Genomic DNA, 17,539 nt, shown 5'->3' with positions numbered 1-17,539 from the left:
TCGAGAAAAAGCAGTACCCAAAACCAGGGTACTGCTTTTTCTCTTTAACTTTCGTCGAAATGTAGTATAATATAACGGTGGAAGGAGGAGAATGATGTCTAATTCCAACGAAAAGCCACGAAATGAATTGTATGAAGAGCGAGTTTCTCAGGCACGTGTTGTGAGAAAAATCGTCTTTTTTAGTTTAATTGGTTTATTATTGATAGGTATCATTTCATTGATTATTGCTTATTTTTATGTAACAAACATGTTAGGTCCGGTTGATACGGATAACCCAGAAGAAATTCAAGTAACCATTCCGATTGGCTCAACGGCTAATCAAATAGGAACTATTTTAGAGGAAGAGGGTCTTGTTAGAAACGGGACGATGTTTCGCTATTATGTTCGTTATAAGAATGAATCAGGGTTTCAGGCAGGTGACTATGCCCTTTCTACTTCTATGACCATGGATGATATTATTGCGGAATTGAAGGAAGGAAGAGTATTGCAAGAACCTGAGTTGGTTTTCACCGTACCAGAAGGAAGATGGCTTGAAGATGTTGCAGAAATTATCGCTCGTGAAACAGATCATACGGAAGAAGAGGTTATGGAAGTTTTAACCGATCAAGAGTATATTGAAGCGTTAATTGATCAATACTCAATGTTAACAGAAGACATTTTAGACGAGGATATTCGTTTTGCGCTTGAAGGATATTTGTTCCCTGCACGTTATGACTTTATGGATGAGAGTCCATCTATTCAATCAATAGTGGAAGCCATGTTGAATGGAACACAAAGCGTGTTAGAAGAGTTTTCTGCTGAGCTTGAGGCAAGTGAGTACAATGTGCATGAAATTTTGACCCTTGCATCTATTATTGAGCGGGAAGCACAACAGTCAGAGGATCGCTATCTAATTTCAGGCGTATTGTACAACCGGCTAGATAGAGATATGAGGCTTCAAGTAGATCCGACGGTTTCGTATGCAGTTGGTGAGCATTTGTATATGACAAGCTATGCTGCGACAGAGGTCGATTCGCCTTATAACACGTATCGTTATGCAGGAATCCCTATAGGTCCTATTGCTAACCCGGGTAAGGATTCAATTAAAGCAGCTTTGAATCCTGAAGAGACAGATTTCTTGTTCTTCTATGCGCGTTTTAATGGTGAGGTTATTTACAACGAAACGTATGAAGATCATAATCGCACTCATCAACGATACCGCGATGAATGGGTTGAAGGTCAGTCCGAAGAGGCTGACGAAGAATAGATTAGTTTTGTGTTATTTCAGGGGGATGTGTTCAGGTTTTTAAGAACACTCCCTCTTTTCTATGGTTGAATGATAAGAATGGAGTGTACAAATGATTAGTAAACAAGTCGAAAATTATTTGAAATCAATCATCCCCCCACGTGGAGATCAAGTGGAAGAAATTGAGGAATATGCAAGGATTAATCATGTTCCTATTATGGACTTAGTCGGAATGGAGAGCCTTCTGCAGCAAATGAAATTGCATGAGCCTAAACGAATACTTGAGATTGGAACAGCGATTGGCTACTCGGCGATTCGAATAGCTCAAGCTTTACCAGGTGCTAAAATCATTACGATCGAACGAGATGAAGAACGATTTAATGAAGCAGAGAAAAATATTGCGTCTCTTGGCCTTACAAACCGGATTGAGCTTAAGTTTGGGGATGCACTTGATTTGGTTGAAACACTTGAATCAGAACCCCTTTTTGATGTATTATTTATTGATGCCGCTAAAGGTCAATACCAACGCTTTTTTGATTTATATGGGAAATATGTGAAAACAGATGGCGTAATTTATTCAGATAATGTGCTCTTCCGTGGGTTAGTTGCTGAAGATGACATAGAAAATAAACGTTTGCAAAAAATAGCAACAAAGATAAAAAGCTATAACGAATGGTTAATGAACCACCCGCAATATGAGACTAGAATTTTGCCGGTAGGGGATGGATTAGCTGTGAGTATTAAGAAATAAAAGGAGTTGGTGAACTGATGGAGAAGAAACCTGAACTACTCGTCACACCAAAAGACATAGAAGCTGTAAATAGATTGTTTGCAGCAGGTGCTGATGCGATTGTGATTGGGGAGGAGCGTTATGGCCTTCGTCTAGCAGGAGAATTTCCAAGAGAAGCTGTTAAAGAAGCGACAGCTATTGCTCATAATCAAGGGAAAAAAGTTTATGTAGCGATGAATGCTCTTTTTCATAATGAAAAAGTAGACGAGTTAGCAGACTATGTTCAATTTTTACATGAAACAGGTGTAGATGGGATTACATTTGGTGACCCAGCGGTATTGATGACCGTACGGGAGGTTGCACCTGAAATGAAGTTACATTGGAATACAGAACAAACAGTAACGAACTGGTTTACTTCTAATTATTGGGGGCGTAAAGGAGCAAAACGTGCTGTTTTAGCCCGTGAGATCAATATGGATGCCATTGTAGAAATTAAAGAAAATGCGGAAGTTGAAATAGAAGTTCAAGTTCATGGAATGACAAGTATGTTCCAATCCAAGCGAACATTAATTGGAAACTATATGCAGTTTCAAGGGAAAAACTTATCGGTTGAAAAACGTGATAAAGAGCGGAATTTACACTTATTTGATCCCGAACGAAATGCACGTTATCCCATTTTTGAAGATGAAAACGGAACTCATATTATGAGTCCGAATGATATTTGTATTATTGATGAATTAGAAGAGATGATTGATGCAGAAGTCGATAGCTTTAAAATTGATGGCCTGCTAAAGTCTACGGAGTATATGGAAATAACAACAGCTCTCTATCGCGAGGCGATTGATTTATGCGTAACAGATCGTGATGAATACGAAGAGCGTAAAGAGGAATATTTAAAGAAACTTGAAGAAATACAACCTGAAAACCGCAAACTTGATACAGGGTTCTTCTTTAAAGAAACGGTATATTAAGAAGGGAGGCTAATGAAGATGGAAACTATTGCAGAACGGACAAAAGAAGGAAAGCGTGTGATTACAAAGAAACCGGAACTTTTGGCTCCAGCCGGTAGCTTAGAGAAACTCAAAGTTGCGGTCCATTATGGTGCGGATGCTGTCTTTATCGGTGGACGTGAATTTGGTCTTAGGTCAAATGCTGATAACTTCTCAATTGAAGAAATGAGAGAAGGAGTGGAATTCGCTAATAAATATGGAGCGAAAATTTATGTGACAACTAATATTTTTGCTCATAATGAGAACATGGACGGGCTTGAAGAGTATTTACAATCTCTTCAAGAAGTGGGCGTTACAGGGATTATTGTTGCAGACCCTCTTATCATTGAAACCTGTAAACGAGTAGCACCTAAGGTAGAAGTACATTTGAGTACTCAACAATCGTTAAGTAACTGGCTTGCAGTGAAATATTGGAAAGAAGAGGGACTTCATCGTGTTGTTCTAGCTCGTGAGGTAGGTCTAGAAGAGATGCTTGAGATGAAGAAGAAAGTTGACATTGAGATTGAAGCGTTTATTCATGGAGCCATGTGTATTTCTTATTCAGGACGCTGTGTTCTAAGTAATCATATGACAGCTCGTGATTCCAATCGTGGTGGTTGTTGTCAGTCATGTCGCTGGGAATATGATTTATATGAGACGAATGAGAATGGGGAGAAAGCATTGTTTGAAGAAGGCGATCCTCAATACACGATGAGTCCAAAAGACTTAAATCTTGTTCAGGCGATTCCGAAAATGATTGAAGCTGGTATAGATAGCTTAAAGGTTGAAGGAAGAATGAAATCAATCCACTATGTAGCCACGGTTACAAGTGTATATCGGAAAGTAATTGATGCATATTGTGCTGATCCAGATAACTTCCAAATTGATAAAGCTTGGTTAGACGAGCTTGAAAAGTGTGCTAATCGCGATTTTGCTCCACAGTTTTTTGAAGGGGAACCAACTTTTGAAGAGCAAATGTATGGGAAACACCCTAAACGAACGAAGTACGATTTTGCAGGGCTTGTCCTTGATTATGATGCAGAAACATCGATGGTTACATTGCAACAGAGAAATCACTTTAAAACAGGAGATGAAATTGAATTTTTCGGTCCGGAAATCTCCAATTTCATTCAAAAAGTTGGAACGATTTGGGATGAAGAAGGCAACGAAATCGATGCTGCAAGACATCCACTACAAATTGTTCGTTTTAAAGTAGATAAGCATGTGTATCCGCAAAACATGATGCGTAAAGAGGTAAGATAATGTCAAATAAACCAATAGTTATCGGTGTAGCCGGCGGTACAGGATCTGGCAAAACAACGGTAGCGAAAGAAATTTTTTATCAATTTAATGAACAATCCATTGTATTAATTGAGCAAGACGCTTACTATAAAGATCAAAGTCATCTAAGCTTTGAGGAGCGTTTGGAAACCAATTATGACCATCCATTAGCATTTGATAATGACCTATTGTTAGAGCACCTGCAGCTCCTATCTTCAGGTAGGGGAATAAACAAACCTGTTTATGATTACAAGGAACATACAAGATCTAATGATGTTATCGTTATCGAACCAAAGGATGTTATTATTGTTGAAGGAATCTTAATCCTTGAAGATGAACGCTTGCGTGACATGATGGATATTAAACTATTCGTCGATGCGGATGCAGATATTCGGATTATACGGCGATTGGTCAGAGATATTGAGGATCGTGGTCGCTCCATTGAGTCAGTCATTGATCAATATACGTCAGTTGTTAGACCTATGCACCTGCAGTTTATCGAACCAACGAAGCGCTATGCGGATGTGATTGTGCCAGAAGGTGGGCAGAATCGTGTCGCAATTGATCTAATGGTAACAAAAATTCGCACAATTATTGAAGAGAAAGCGATTTTGTAATAGCATAAGATCAGGTCTATATTTTATGAGACGATTTTTGAAAACTCGGTCATCCGAGTTTTTAGTCTACATAGGTATTTGAACTATAACGAGTATGCATTTATTTTAATTATTGATCGTAGCAGATGAGGAGTGAAAGACATGGCAGAAGAAAAAAAGCATTATATGACAATGGATGGGAAGAAGAAATTAGAAGAGGAATTAGAATACCTTAAGACGGAGCGACGAAAAGAAGTCGTTGAACGTATAAAAATTACTCGTAGCTTTGGAGATCTTTCAGAGAACTCTGAGTATGATTCAGCGAAAGAAGAACAAGCCTTTGTTGAAGGACGCATTGCTCAACTTGAAAAAATGATTCGTAATGCAGTCATGATTGAGGAAGAAGAAGGGGCAGCAAACGTTGTTTCTCTTGGGAAAACGGTTAAATTCATTGAGCTTCCTGATGGCGATGAGGAAGAATACACGATCGTTGGTAGTGCAGAATCAGATCCAGCTGCAGGAAAAATCTCGAATGATTCTCCAATGGCACAAAGTTTATTGGGAAGAAGCATAAATGATGTAGTTTCTGTCAATACACCTGGTGGAGAAATGGAAATCAAGATTGTTGATATTAGTTAATAAACAAGTGAAAAGGCTGACTCAAAAGTCGTATTTAGCGACTTGAGTCAGCCTTTTCTCTATAAATAGGTTCTTAATAAAAACACAATCGCTAACAATTCACGCTTTTAATCACTCAATTGTGTAAAACCATGTATGAACTTGTATGAACCTGTTCTCGCTCTTTTTAAGAAGATCTTGTATAATAACGGAAGAAAGAAAAAGTATTAGGGGAGTGGAGATATGCAAGGATATCGTTTTGAGCAACGAAAAAAGAAGCGAGTCAATCGCATTTTAAACGCGGCGATAGCAATAGTAACCATTCTTATTATTGTATTTGCAGTACAAATTTTCTTCAATTCAACCAAAAGTGAAGAAGCAAGTAGTGATAATGATCTATTAGATGAAATAGAGGAAAGTGAAACAGGGTCCATACCTGATCCTGTTGAAACAAACGGTGGAGCAAGAGAAGAAGACTCAGATTCAGAGTTAGAAGATCGTGAGGAAAGTGGTCTAGAGGAAGAAGATGAATGGGATGAAGACGAACAAGAATTAGAGCCAATTCCTGAGGGGGATTGGGAGCCGGTTGGAACGTCACAAACTGGTGAGTTTACACCGGATTTCTCTAAAAATAGCACCAATTGGAATGAGATGGTCATGGCTATTCAGCAAGCTACTGGTTTTTCAGATATGGAAATATGGTGGCTAGGAAATGGTGGTTCTCCAACGAGAGCACGTGGGGAAGTTAGTGATAAGAGTAACATAGGGGAACGTTATGAAGTGTATATTGAATGGATTGATGGACATGGCTGGATGCCAGTTGAGAAAAACAAAGTCAATTAATGATTAAAAAGGGGCTGTCATAAAGACAGCCTCTCCTATAATAGAAAGGGTTTTTTTATGTCAAAAACAATAGTAACAAACGGAACGATCATTACAGTTAATGCGATGAATCAGGTATATAAAAAAGGCGCTATAGCTTTTGAAAATGGAAAAATTACATATGTAGGAGAAGTTCCACAAGACTTGTCAGAATACGATGAAGTCATTGATGCTCAAGGGAATTATGTGTTGCCTGGCTTAGTGAATACACATGGCCATGCGTCCATGTCACTCCTTCGCGGATACGCTGATGATCTTCCATTGCAACAGTGGCTGGAAGAGAAGATGTGGCCAATTGAAGCACAGTATACGAAGGAACATGCAAAATGGGGAACGTACTTATCGTTAATCGAGATGCTGCGCACAGGAACAACAACGTTTGTTGATATGTATGATAATATGGATGAGGTCGCTAAGGCCGTAGAAGCTTCAGGAGCAAGAGCTAGATTATGTAGAGGGATGATTGGCTTTGGTACAGATGAACTGCGTCAGAGCAAGTTAGAAGAAGCTTCGAGCTTTGCGAGAAACTGGAACAATCAAGCAAATGGACGTATTACAACTATGATGTCACCGCACTCTCCATATACATGTACTCCACAATTCATTGAACAAATTGTTTCTAAAGCAGTTGAGCTAGATGCACCAATTCATATTCACATGTCTGAAACAAAAGCAGAAGTCGAGCTAAATGTAAAAGAATATGGAGAGCGTCCTGTTAAGCATTTAGAAAAGCTTGGTGTGTTTTCACAACGAAGTCTCGTTGCTCATGCTGTGCATGTAGAAGATTGGGAAATGGACATCTTAGCTAAGCATGATGTGAAAGTTTCACATAACATTATTAGTAATTTGAAATTAGCTAGTGGCATAGCTCCTGTTCCTGACATGTTGAACAAAGGAATTACGGTTTCGCTTGGGACGGACAGTTCGGCCTCAAATAACAATCTTGATTTGTTTGAAGAATTAAAACAAGTGGCCTTACTATATAAAGGTGTGCATAATGATGCAACGCTCATTCCAGCCGATAAGGCATTGCAAATGGCTACCATACATGGGGCTGAAGCCATCTGGTTAGAGGATCAAATAGGAAGCCTTGAGGTAGGGAAAGAAGCAGATTTCGTTGTGATGAATACACAGCAAGCATTCTATCAGCCTGCTCACAACCCCGTTTCTCATCTCGTTTATTCAGGAAGTGGGCGTGATGTGAAAGATGTGTTTGTACAAGGAAAGCAAGTTGTGAAAAATGGTGAATGCCTAACTGTTGATGAAGAAAAGGTTATTTTTGAAGTGAACCGTTTAGTTGAACCATTTTAAATACATTAAAAGAACCCCTTTGCCAATAAAATGGTGAAGGGGTTGTTCTACTTCTTAATCTATTTTCCAACTTTCTAGATACACTTTTTGCTCATCTGTTAATGAATCGATGCCAATCCCTAATGCTTCTAGTTTTAAATTTGCCACTTGTTTGTCTAACTCATATGGGACAGTAATCATACGGTTGCCGATCTCTTTATACTTTTCATTAACATAAGCTAGTGATACAGCTTGCAAAGCAAAGGTCATATCCATAATTTCTGCTGGATGTCCATCTCCAGCCCCTAGGTTAACTAGGCGTCCCTCTGCAAGTAAATAGAGTTTGCGGCCGTCTTCCATTACGTACTCTTCAATATTTTTACGAACTTCACGCCTAGATGTAGATAATGCATCAAGGTCATGCTTGTTTACCTCTACGTCAAAATGACCTGCATTTGCTAAAATGGCTCCATCCTTCATCACTTCCAGATGCTCGCGACGAATCACATATTGATTTCCGGTAACGGCAATGAAATAATCCCCAGCTTTTGCAGCTTCAACTAACGGCATCACCTCAAAGCCATCCATATACGCCTCAATGGCTTTAATGCTATCTACTTCCGTAACGATTACCTTGGCACCAAGTCCCTTTGCACGCATGGCAACACCGCGCCCACACCATCCATAACCAACTACGACCACAGTTTTGCCTGCGACAACTAAATTTGTTGTACGGTTAATGCTATCCCAAACCGATTGTCCAGTTCCATAGCGGTTATCAAAAAGGTGTTTGCAATACCCATCGTTAACGGCAATCATTGGAAATGGAAGATCTCCTGATTTTTCTAATGCTTTATCTCTTATGACACCAGTTGTTGTCTCCTCACAACCTCCACGAATGTTCTTAATAAGGTCAGGTCTTTCTGAGTGAAGAAGGGTTGTAAAGTCTCCACCATCATCAATAATTAGATCTGGCTCTATTTCAAGAGCCATGATTAAGTGTTGTTTAAATTCGTCTGGGTCCGGTTTATGCTTAGCAAAAACAGTAATGCCGTCTTCAACTAGGGCTGCACAAACATCGTCCTGAGTGGAAAGAGGGTTGCTTCCTGCGATATAAACATCAGCTCCACCAGCTTTTACAACTTTAGCCAGATAAGCTGTTTTGGCTTCTAGGTGCAAACAAATCGCTACTTTTAATCCTTTAAAAGGCTGAGTGAGTTCAAACTCCTCCCGAATACGATTTAACACAGGCATATGCTCTTTTACCCAATCAATTTTTAAACGACCTTCTGGGGCAAGGCTCATATCACGTACAATGCTTTTCATGTTTCGTGTTCCTCCAATTATATGTAGTTCAAGCTACTGATAATGATACCGTATTATGCTAAGAGATGAAAGTTGCGAACACTTGAAGGAAACAAAGAATAATAAAAATTGGAATCCTCTTGCTAAATTAACAGACATTGCATCATCTTATTCTTTTAAAAAGATGATAGAATGATGAGAGAGTAGGAGGAAGATAAATGGAAGATAAAAAAGTAAAGCTACTTGAAGAGAAAGTTAAGGATTACAAGCAATTTGGGTTCATATTATTGTCTTTAAGTATATTTCTGTTTATCGGGTTAGTGATTCCGGCCGAGCATACAGTTATTACGACACCTAGTATATTCATTATTGGTATTTTTATTGCCCTTGTATTAGCAGTTGTTTTTCATCGCTTGGCAATGAATACCCAAAAGCAGATTTATGAAGAGAACAATCAATCTTAATAGATTTAGAAGTGGACATGGTTAAACTTGGTCCACTTCTTTTTTCGTTTACTAGGTAGTTATCGGTATTAAATTTGGCTAGCTTGGTTTGGTTATGTCTAAAAAATGATTTAGAATTCGTGCTGTTAATCCCCAAATAACATATTCATGATAGTAGTAGAAGTGCTCGGAAATCTCGTTGTAGCGATTGGAATAAGCATGTTTATTAGGAACTTTATCAATAGGAAAATCTGCTCCTGGTTCAAACCACAATTTCATCGAATGAACGTCCGGCTCATGCTCGTACAAATAAGAGAGGGGAACTGTAAACGTATGGTCAACTTCATCATGGTTAATATTCAACTCGTCAAGACATAGCAGTTCCCCTATAAAAGGATATATAATCCCACGAAATGGAGTAACAAGTTTATCAAGTGGTGCAATCATTTTTATTTTGTTTTCAGGTATACCTATTTCTTCTGTTAATTCACGAATAGCAGCTGCTTCCGGTGTAGGATCTGTAGGATCAATTTTTCCTCCGGGAAAGCAAATTTCACCAGGCTGTTTCGCTAATGTTTTCGAGCGAACTTCAAAGAGGATGCTCAGTTCATTATTTACATAAACGAGGGGGAGTAACACAGCGGATTGCATCGTTCCTGAACCGAGAATACCGCTTTTTCTGTTAGACAGCTGTCTCTTGATCGCGGAAAGTTCATTCATGTACAAACCTCCTTTACAATAACGTTCTTTAAATGATGACCAAAGGTATTCAGATAAAGTATATTATACAGCATTTCTAGAAGATATTAGTTTATTGAAGGGCTTTTGATTCAAGCAAATTGTTAATAGATTTAACATCAAAAAATAAACTGAGAAGTTTTGTGTTAGAAGATGTTACAAAAGTGCTGTAAACAGAAACAGAGTAAGGTACATTAAATACAGGAAAGGTCATTGACCTAGCTTCCAAAAATGTTCTCTCTACTCTCCCCCATTGCGAGCGGTTCAATTGAATCGCTCATTTTTTTTTGTTTCATCATATGTATAATTTGGAACTAGACGAATGTTACTTGCAAAAAGAGAAGAAATACATGAAAATAATAATAGCACAACTAGGAATTAAGGGTAAGGGGAAGGGCAGGATGGACGTTCATTTGAAAGAGAAAGAAATGCTCGATTTACTGAAGGAATTAGTTAATATAGATAGTGGTTCGTATAATAAAGAAGGTGTTGACAAAGTTGGAAGAGTCCTTTTGCCTTATTTTATGGAATTAGGATTTGACATTCAAAGGGTGAAGCAAAGTGAAGTTGGCGATCACTTGATTATTTGTCATTCAGAGAGAAAAAAGCCTTCGATTTTGATTGTTGCCCATATGGATACAGTGTTTGAAGAAGGGACGGTGGAAGCGCGTCCTTTTTCTGTAAAAGACGGACGTGCATATGGACCGGGTGTTATTGATATGAAGGCAAGTCTTGTGTCTGTTATTTATGCACTTCGTTACGTAAAAGAGATTGGTTCACATGCGTATAAAGATGTGCAAATCATTTTAAATAGTGATGAAGAAATTGGATCGGTTACATCTAGGTCGATTATTGAAAAGGAAGCCATCGGAAAATCTTATGCTCTTATTATGGAGCCTGCTAGAAGAGATGGTTCTGTCGTGACGGAACGCCGAGGCAGTGGAAGATTTACGATTGAAGTTCATGGAAAGGCAGCTCATTCAGGAATCGAACCTGAAAAGGGGAGAAGTGCGATTGAAGAGCTAGCCCATAAAATTGTTAAATTACATGAATTAAATGATCACGAGCATGGGATTTCCGTAAATGTTGGAATTATTGAAGGTGGGGACGCCGTTAATACGGTCTCTGCGATGGCGATTGGACATATTGATGTCAGAGTTGCTACACTAAAACAAGCTGAAGAAATGGAACATAAGATAGAAGAAGTTTGTTCTTCATCTGATGTGAATGGAACAGAAATAGAACTTACTGGAGACATGAGAAGACCACCCATGTTAAAAAATAAGAAAACCGAAGAGCTTTTTCATATTATTAGAAATGTTGGAGCTGAATTAGGAATTGACTTAAAAGATACGAAAACAGGTGGAGGTTCCGATGCCTCGTTTACTTCAGCGATGGGCATTCCAACCATTGACGGGTTAGGCCCAATTGGTGGCCATGCGCATAGTGAGAAGGAATATTTAGTTATTTCGTCTTTAACAGAGAGAACGTTGCTATTAGCTAAAGTAATAGAACGGTTAATGACAGAAAAGAAAGATTAATCTTAAGAGAGACCATGCAGGTTAAATGCATAAGGTCTCTCTTTTTTCGGTCTCTCATAGTGATAGGAAGATAAATATGTAAAAAAGCAAAATCCCAGTTTATTTTTGTTGTACAGACACGACCAAGCCCAGTTTTACATAGTGTTAAAGTAACGACATTATGGGGGTGATGATTTGTCTACAATAATTGCAGCGATCTCTTATTTATTTAAGGAAGTTATCGTCTTTGTATCATACGTGAAAAATAACGCCTTCCCACAGCCACTAAAAAAAGATGAAGAGCGTAAATACTTAAAGCTAATGCAGGAGGGTGATGAACGAGCACGCGACCTTCTAATTGAACATAACCTACGTTTGGTGGCTCATATCGTCAAGAAGTTTGAAAATACAAGGGAAGATACGGAAGACCTCATCTCAATAGGAACGATTGGTTTAATTAAGGCGATAGAAAGCTATTCTGATGGAAAAGGGACAAAGCTGGCAACTTATGCTGCACGGTGTATTGAAAATGAAATTCTTATGCACTTGAGAGCCTTAAAAAAGGTCAAGAAGGATGTATCTCTTCACGATCCGATTGGAACGGATAAAGAGGGGAATGAAATCACCTTAATTGATGTTCTTCAAGAAGAAGGAGAAGACATTGTTGATGTCATTCAAACGAATATGGAGAAAACACAAATATATAAGTTCATTCATGTGTTAGATGATCGTGAGAAGGAAGTCATTGTTGGACGTTTTGGGTTGAATTTAGAAGAAGAGCGAACACAAAGGGAAATTGCGAAAGAACTTGGAATCTCAAGAAGCTATGTTTCAAGAATTGAAAAGAGAGCGTTAATGAAGCTATTTCATGAATTTTATAAGCAGAGTCAAGGGAAAGGGTAGATGCTAAGGTTGTCAGAGAATATAAAGCCAAGGGTTATTAGGCAATAGCTGATAGCCCTTGATTTAGCTCTGATTATTCACTATCTATAGGGTTTTTAATTGAATCATTATATAAATCAATGGCTAATTGCCCATTTGTTCCAAGAACACAATAAAAAACAGTAGATGGGTGAACCCCTTTCTTAAATAACATATCCTTAAGCGTTTCCGCATCAAGTCCCAAATCCTCTAAATTCTTTTTCTTAATAGTTCCATCCATGATTAACTCAACTGGAAAGTTTCTAATTTCGTCTGTAGAATGTTTATAAAAACTTTTTTGTGTTAGAGGTAGCAGTTCTGATTTTTTTTGAACCGATAATTGCCCATTTACTTCAAGTACTGCATATTTTACTTCGTTTATGTCGAAAATCCCTTTTTGACGTAACCCTTGATTTAACGCATCAAGGGTATATTTTTGCTTCTTCATATGTTCTTCTAAAATCTTTCCGTTTTCTATTATGACAGTTGGTTCGCCGGAGAATACTTTTCGGAAAATATGATTTTTAAGGGAGAGGAAGGACGTTATGTAACCAATCGCAGAAACCAAAATTAATGACAAAACGATATCTTTAAAATTTAGTTGAGTGTTAAATGCGACATTTGCACTAATAGCCCCCATCATGACTGCTGTAATAAAATCATGATTTGTCATTTGAGAAAGGCTTTGTTTTCCTAACAAATGATTAAGAACCAACAAAAAACTAAAAGCGCCTATTGTTCGTACAAAAACTATAAATAATTCATTCATAATTTGTTCTCCTGAAGAAAAAATGTTCGTATTCTGTAAAAAAAGTACAAGGAATCTTAATGTGAAGTGTTTTGTATAAACATATAGATTAGTTTACAAATCTTTGCGTGAGCTAAAAAGAAAGAGGAGTATTTTTATTAAGCTCCTTTCAAAGGCTTCTGCACCAATATAATCTGCGAACAGGGTCGTGATTATTCATGCACTAAAGAAAGTAACTGATTATAAAATGAAAAGGATATCATGTGATCTAAGCAGAAACCGTTGCCTGGCATCATAGATTAACGAAGAAAAGACGTCTTCTCTAAAAAGGAAGACGTCTTTAACACAACAAAAACAATCTCTATTCTATGAAAAATGTGAACCAGCTGATTAAATAGATTTATTCATCAATCTTAAGCTTTGGACCGCTGTCAAATTTTACTTCTAACTCAAATTCATCTACATCATTTGGGTTCACTTGCAAGATAGCTAAAATCTGCTTCTTTAGTTCTTGTTTGTTCGAATTTGGTGATAGACTCAATTGATTTAATAGTGGTTCAATGGCCGCTTGAGCTTCTTGCCCGTATAGGGTAGCGCTCCCAGGTACCTTATATTTTGCCTCTATTTTATCATTCTCTACCTCGTACTCAATATCATATTCAGTATGATTGTTTAGTTCAATTTCTAATTCAAAATCGACCATCTTTGGTGCAGCTTCAACGTTACTAGTTCCTAACGCTCCTAAAACAATAAGACAACTTACGAATGCCCGAATTAAAAATTTTCCTTTCATCTTTATGCCTCCATTATTTTGTTTTCAGAATTAATATTTCCTTTAAAAAGAGATTCATCCACTGTGGAGAATACTTATTTTCACCGGGAACTGAAAATCTAAAAAGAGGATATAAAGTATATTTCTTAACAAAATAAGAGTGTTTATGTTCTTCTAGATTGAATAAACACTGACGGAGAAAAAGTCAAGTACTAAATGATGTTGAGGATAAATCTTTACATAAACTTTACAAAATCTTTACATAAGAGTTGTTTACATTAGTCCGTCCCTTATTTAGTATTGTTGGGGGAATTGACTACTGTAGAAAAATGTCGAACGAAGTGCAGAAGGGATGGAGCAAAATATGGATGTTCAAACGATCTTGTTTATGTTTTTTGGAGGTTTGGGGATCTTCTTATTTGGAATTAAGTATTTAGGAGATGGCCTTCAAAAAGTGGCAGGTGATGGACTAAGGGATTTACTGGACCGTTTTACAACGAATCCAATAATGGGAGTATTTGCAGGAATATTTGTAACCGTATTGCTCCAAACAAGTACAGGAACAACCGTGTTAACAATTGGATTAGTAAATGCTGGATTTATGACACTGCAACAAGCCATTGGTGTTATTATTGGTGCTAACATTGGAACAACGGTAACTGCATTTATCATTGGTATTAAGATTTCGGCCTATGCACTGCCTATTGTTGCACTAGGGACGTTTTTAATTTTCTTCTTCAAAAATAATAAAGTTAATAATTACGGACAAGTGATTTTTGGATTTGGTGCTTTGTTTTTAGGTCTAAACCTTATGGGAGATGGTCTAAAACCACTTCGAGAACTTCAAGCATTTGCTGATTTAACAGTCAGTATGAGTGAAAACCCCCTTTTGGGAGTTCTTATTGGGACCATCTTTACTGTTGCTGTTCAAAGTTCTACCGCTGCCATAGGTTTACTTCAAACGCTTTTTGGTCAAGGGCTAATGGACTTAAATGCGGCATTGCCTGTTCTTTTTGGTGATAATATTGGTACGACAATCACAGCTGTATTAGCAGCAATTGGTGCATCTGTTGCCGCCAAGCGTGCGGCGTTAACGCATGTTATTTTTAATTTAATTGGTACTACGATTGTGATATTACTTTTAAGACCATTTACTGTATTAATTGAATACATTAGAGATAGTTTAAATTTAAATCCGGAGATGACTATTGCATTTGCGCATGGGATCTTTAATGTAAGTAATGCAATAATCCAATTGCCATTTGTAGCTGTTTTAGCTTGGATTGTCATGAAGCTTATTCCAGGACAAGATTCGGCGATTCCATATAAAGCTGTACATTTAGATGAAAAATTTATTAGGCAATCTCCGGGTATTGCTATAGGGCAAGGAAAAAAAGAAGTGATGCGCATGGCGGAATTATCTGAAAATGGGCTAAGGGAAGTCCAACTTTATTTAAAAAACCAAGGTAAGAAGCATAGGGAGCTTATTCCCCAATATGAAGATGCGATTAATAATCTAGATAAAAAAATTACCGATTACTTAGTTCAAGTATCATCGCATTCTTTATCTGACCAAGATTCGAAGGCACATCATACCCTGATGAATACCATTCGAGATTTTGAACGTATTGGGGATCACATGGAAAATATTATGGAGCTTGTTGAGTACCAGATTACTAATAAGGTGAAGTTTTCTGAGTCGGCCGTTTCTGATTTAGATGAGATGTTTGACCTTACCATCTCAACATTAAGTCAAGCAATTAAAGCCTTAGATACGGAAGATATACAAGAAGCTCAATCTGTTCTTGAAAAGGAAGATAAGATCGATAAAATGGAAAGAGAGCTTCGTAAGAAACACATCATTCGTGTAAATGAAAATAGATGTACAGGACAAGCAGGGATTGTTTATGTAGACATTCTTAGTAATTTAGAACGCATTGGGGATCACGCTGTTAATATTGCAGAAGAGGTTATTGGAGAAGAGTAAGTGATTGAATAATTGAGAGAGGAGATCAATAGTGGTCTCTTCTTTTTGTGATAATTAGCCCCGGTTTCATGAGAAAGGAGAATTCATTAAATCAAAAAAAATTGATATAAACTATTGTAATTGGTGAAAAGTGGATATATACTTAAGTTACATCAAAAAAAGTTGATTAACTAACGACTATAAATCAAAAAAAGTTGATGCGAGGAGGAGAACTAAATGTTTGAAACGTTTAAGAGCTTTGTAGTTATTGCAACACAATTGACCATTTTATTTATTGGTGTTTCGTTTCTACTGAATCTAGTTCAAGCGTATATACCCTATGAAAAAGTTGAACATCACCTAAAGAATTCCAATCCAATGATTGGAGGGGGCATTGCATTATTATTTGCCTTTTTTACACCATTTTGTTCATGTTCGACCATTCCAGTCATCGTAAATTTGCTTAAGAATAACGTAAGGTTTGGGGTTGTGATGGTGTTTTTGTTTGCTTCTCCTGTTTTAGATCCTACGATATTAACCATTATGACGGTTATTATGGGATGGAAAGTGACGATTTTATATACAATCATTACTGCCTTGTTATCATTAACAATCGGTTTATTATTAGAAAAGCTTGGCTTTGCAAAGTCATTAAAGCAGGTAGTGATGAATGGGTATGAACGAACATCAAAGAAGTTTTCCTGGAGAAATGCATGGAAAGAAACGTGGGAGCTTATGAAGTCTGTCTATCCTTATTTACTATTAGGAGCTGCAATCGGGGCAATTATTCATGGACTTGTTCCAGCGGAATTTATTAGTACTTATTTCGGTAGTGATGCATGGTGGTTGATTCCACTAGCCGCATTAGTAGGAATACCGCTATACATTCGTTTATCAAGCATGATTCCAATTTCACAAATCCTAATTGTTAACGGAATGGCGCTAGGTCCTGTAATGGCAATGATGATTAGTTCAGCAGGAGCAAGTTTACCAGAGCTTGTCTTGTTAAAGTCTATTTTTAAGAAAGAGTTAATTGTTACATTTGTGATATCTGTTTTAAGTATGTCGACCATTTCCGGTTTTATCTTTTACTTTATATAAGGGAGGATTTTCAATGTTTTCAAAATTCGTAAAAATGTTAAGGTTTCAAGAGCATAAGGTAAGAAAATGTTGTTACAGATGGAGTGAGCAAACAAAACAACTTCTTATCGATAACAAAGTAAATGAACAGAAACAGCAAATGGAACAAAAGTATTATTTAAATGGGTGAGTGTTACCACTTACGAAAGGGGGTGAAAATAGTATGTTAAAAAACTTTTTGAATAAATGGAAAGGAAAAGAAAGCAAGAATTCCTCTTGTTGCCATGTTGTTATAAAAGAAATTCAACAACCTTCTTCTTGTTGTTCAGAAGGAGAAAGCTCTCAAAAATAGAAGGCACTGAAAAAGTCTGTTTATAGATACAAAGACCACTTAAAAAGGTTAAAATCGTACTTTTTAAGTGGTCACCAAAAGTA

General features: G+C 37.3%; 19 protein-coding genes. 15 read left to right on the top strand and 4 right to left on the bottom strand.

Annotated features, from left to right (window positions below; genetic code table 11):
- Positions 1–94: 94 nt before the first annotated feature.
- The 8 genes from mltG to LQ50_RS01260 all read left to right on the top strand — a co-directional run bounded on the left by mltG (position 95) and on the right by LQ50_RS01260 (position 7,632).
- A complete protein-coding gene (gene mltG / locus LQ50_RS01295; RefSeq protein ID WP_034625176.1) occupies positions 95–1,246 on the top strand; it encodes an endolytic transglycosylase MltG in 1,152 nt (383 codons plus the stop codon).
- A 91-nt stretch (positions 1,247–1,337) separates the two neighbouring features.
- A complete protein-coding gene (locus LQ50_RS01290) occupies positions 1,338–1,976 on the top strand; it encodes an O-methyltransferase (RefSeq protein WP_034625174.1) in 639 nt (212 codons plus the stop codon).
- A gap of 17 nt (positions 1,977–1,993) precedes the next feature.
- On the top strand, positions 1,994–2,926 hold the full coding sequence (locus tag LQ50_RS01285; protein WP_034625172.1) for a peptidase U32 family protein: 933 nt from the start codon (positions 1,994–1,996) through the stop codon (positions 2,924–2,926).
- A gap of 18 nt (positions 2,927–2,944) precedes the next feature.
- Entirely contained in the window at positions 2,945–4,207 is a 1,263-nt protein-coding gene (locus tag LQ50_RS01280) for a peptidase U32 family protein (protein ID WP_034625169.1), read from the top strand.
- Positions 4,207–4,842: a uridine kinase gene (udk, locus tag LQ50_RS01275; protein WP_034625167.1), complete on the top strand. Its 636-nt coding sequence runs from the start codon at positions 4,207–4,209 to the stop codon at positions 4,840–4,842. The genes LQ50_RS01280 and udk overlap by 1 nt, the downstream gene beginning before the upstream one ends.
- Before the next feature lie 141 nt (positions 4,843–4,983).
- Positions 4,984–5,460: a transcription elongation factor GreA gene (gene greA / locus LQ50_RS01270; protein ID WP_034625165.1), complete on the top strand. Its 477-nt coding sequence runs from the start codon at positions 4,984–4,986 to the stop codon at positions 5,458–5,460.
- 222 nt (positions 5,461–5,682) lie between these two features.
- Positions 5,683–6,282, top strand: a complete 600-nt coding sequence (locus tag LQ50_RS01265; protein WP_034625163.1) for a YrrS family protein — start codon at positions 5,683–5,685, stop codon at positions 6,280–6,282.
- A gap of 57 nt (positions 6,283–6,339) precedes the next feature.
- A complete protein-coding gene (locus tag LQ50_RS01260; protein WP_034625162.1) occupies positions 6,340–7,632 on the top strand; it encodes an amidohydrolase family protein in 1,293 nt (430 codons plus the stop codon).
- A gap of 54 nt (positions 7,633–7,686) precedes the next feature.
- Here the strand turns inward: LQ50_RS01260 and LQ50_RS01255 are convergent, their stop codons facing one another.
- A complete protein-coding gene (locus LQ50_RS01255) occupies positions 7,687–8,937 on the bottom strand; it encodes an adenosylhomocysteinase (protein ID WP_034625159.1) in 1,251 nt (416 codons plus the stop codon).
- A 197-nt stretch (positions 8,938–9,134) separates the two neighbouring features.
- Between LQ50_RS01255 and LQ50_RS01250 the strand changes: the two genes are divergently transcribed.
- Positions 9,135–9,380 carry a YrhC family protein gene (locus tag LQ50_RS01250; RefSeq protein ID WP_034625157.1) on the top strand — a complete coding sequence of 82 codons (246 nt, stop codon included), beginning with the start codon at positions 9,135–9,137 and terminating at the stop codon, positions 9,378–9,380.
- 78 nt (positions 9,381–9,458) lie between these two features.
- On the opposite strand, the gene LQ50_RS01245 is transcribed toward LQ50_RS01250, so the two are convergent.
- Positions 9,459–10,079 carry an NUDIX hydrolase gene (locus LQ50_RS01245; RefSeq protein ID WP_034625156.1) on the bottom strand — a complete coding sequence of 207 codons (621 nt, stop codon included), beginning with the start codon at positions 10,077–10,079 and terminating at the stop codon, positions 9,459–9,461.
- Positions 10,080–10,498: 419 nt separating this feature from the next.
- On the opposite strand from LQ50_RS01245, the gene LQ50_RS01240 reads away from it, so the two are divergent.
- Both LQ50_RS01240 and sigK read left to right on the top strand, forming a co-directional pair.
- Positions 10,499–11,638, top strand: coding sequence for a M20 family metallopeptidase (locus LQ50_RS01240; protein WP_034625155.1), 1,140 nt, complete (start codon positions 10,499–10,501; stop codon positions 11,636–11,638).
- 174 nt (positions 11,639–11,812) lie between these two features.
- Positions 11,813–12,520, top strand: a complete 708-nt coding sequence (gene sigK / locus LQ50_RS01235) for an RNA polymerase sporulation sigma factor SigK (RefSeq protein WP_034625153.1) — start codon at positions 11,813–11,815, stop codon at positions 12,518–12,520.
- A gap of 73 nt (positions 12,521–12,593) precedes the next feature.
- Here the strand turns inward: sigK and LQ50_RS01230 are convergent, their stop codons facing one another.
- Both LQ50_RS01230 and LQ50_RS01225 read right to left on the bottom strand, forming a co-directional pair.
- Positions 12,594–13,307 carry a DUF421 domain-containing protein gene (locus LQ50_RS01230; RefSeq protein WP_034625152.1) on the bottom strand — a complete coding sequence of 238 codons (714 nt, stop codon included), beginning with the start codon at positions 13,305–13,307 and terminating at the stop codon, positions 12,594–12,596.
- 379 nt (positions 13,308–13,686) lie between these two features.
- Positions 13,687–14,079: a YusW family protein gene (locus LQ50_RS01225; protein WP_034625151.1), complete on the bottom strand. Its 393-nt coding sequence runs from the start codon at positions 14,077–14,079 to the stop codon at positions 13,687–13,689.
- 343 nt (positions 14,080–14,422) lie between these two features.
- On the opposite strand from LQ50_RS01225, the gene LQ50_RS01220 reads away from it, so the two are divergent.
- The 4 genes from LQ50_RS01220 (at position 14,423) to LQ50_RS26175 (ending at position 17,456) form a co-directional block, all read left to right on the top strand.
- The gene (locus tag LQ50_RS01220; protein ID WP_034625149.1) at positions 14,423–16,045 is read left to right on the top strand and encodes a Na/Pi cotransporter family protein; all 1,623 of its coding nucleotides are present in this window, start codon (positions 14,423–14,425) and stop codon (positions 16,043–16,045) included.
- Between the two features lie 216 nt (positions 16,046–16,261).
- Positions 16,262–17,125 carry a permease gene (locus tag LQ50_RS01215; protein ID WP_034625148.1) on the top strand — a complete coding sequence of 288 codons (864 nt, stop codon included), beginning with the start codon at positions 16,262–16,264 and terminating at the stop codon, positions 17,123–17,125.
- Positions 17,126–17,138: 13 nt separating this feature from the next.
- Positions 17,139–17,294 (top strand): hypothetical protein, encoded by a 156-nt coding sequence (locus LQ50_RS25290; RefSeq protein WP_161784645.1) that lies wholly within the window; start codon positions 17,139–17,141, stop codon positions 17,292–17,294.
- 33 nt (positions 17,295–17,327) lie between these two features.
- Positions 17,328–17,456, top strand: a complete 129-nt coding sequence (locus LQ50_RS26175; RefSeq protein ID WP_272913689.1) for a hypothetical protein — start codon at positions 17,328–17,330, stop codon at positions 17,454–17,456.
- Positions 17,457–17,539 lie beyond the last annotated feature (83 nt).

This window comes from Halalkalibacter okhensis (genome assembly GCF_000787375.1).
Taxonomy (GTDB): domain Bacteria; phylum Bacillota; class Bacilli; order Bacillales; family Bacillaceae_D; genus Halalkalibacter; species Halalkalibacter okhensis.
Note: the sequence above shows the minus strand (reverse complement) of the source record. Positions and strands in the feature narration are given on the sequence as shown.